General features: G+C 37.0%; 1 protein-coding gene. It reads left to right on the top strand.

The window, feature by feature from the left end; genetic code table 11:
* Positions 1-452: transposase (locus E1176_RS20080; protein ID WP_185152460.1), on the top strand; the 452-nt coding region annotated here is incomplete at its 5' end.
* Between the last annotated feature and the right edge of the window lie 40 nt (positions 453-492).

Raw genomic sequence — 492 nt, 5'->3', positions numbered from 1 at the left:
CTTACTGTCTAATGCCTGACCATTACCATTTATTGATATCTACTCACAGTAATCGTCAGACCACTCAAAGTGGTCAGACGATTGACGAGTCGCACAGTCTCAATGATTTACCTAGAAAAATAGGAACAATTCAAAGTTCATATACAAGAGCAATAAATAAGCGCTTTGGTTGGAAAGGATCACTATTCCAGCAAAAGGCAAAAGCCAAAAACCTATCCGATAAGAATACCACTTATTTGGCTGAGATTTGTTTTCATTACATTCACCAAAACCCTCTAAAGGCAGGGTTGGTTAAAGGATTTGAGAAATGGCCTTATTCTTCCTTTAAAGAATACACGAATCCCACTGACGGGATTTGTGATGTTGTATTATCAAAAGAATTGCTCCAGATCAATTTTGAGAAATTAGAATATGAAGCTGAACATGTTGTTTATGATGACAAAATCTTTTAAACGGGTGAAATCACTCGTCAGACCACTCAAAGTGGTCAGA

Origin of the sequence: Fulvivirga aurantia (assembly GCF_009711475.1) — a bacterium.
GTDB classification, from domain to species: domain Bacteria; phylum Bacteroidota; class Bacteroidia; order Cytophagales; family Cyclobacteriaceae; genus Fulvivirga; species Fulvivirga aurantia.
This window is presented reverse-complemented; position numbering and strand designations above follow the sequence as displayed.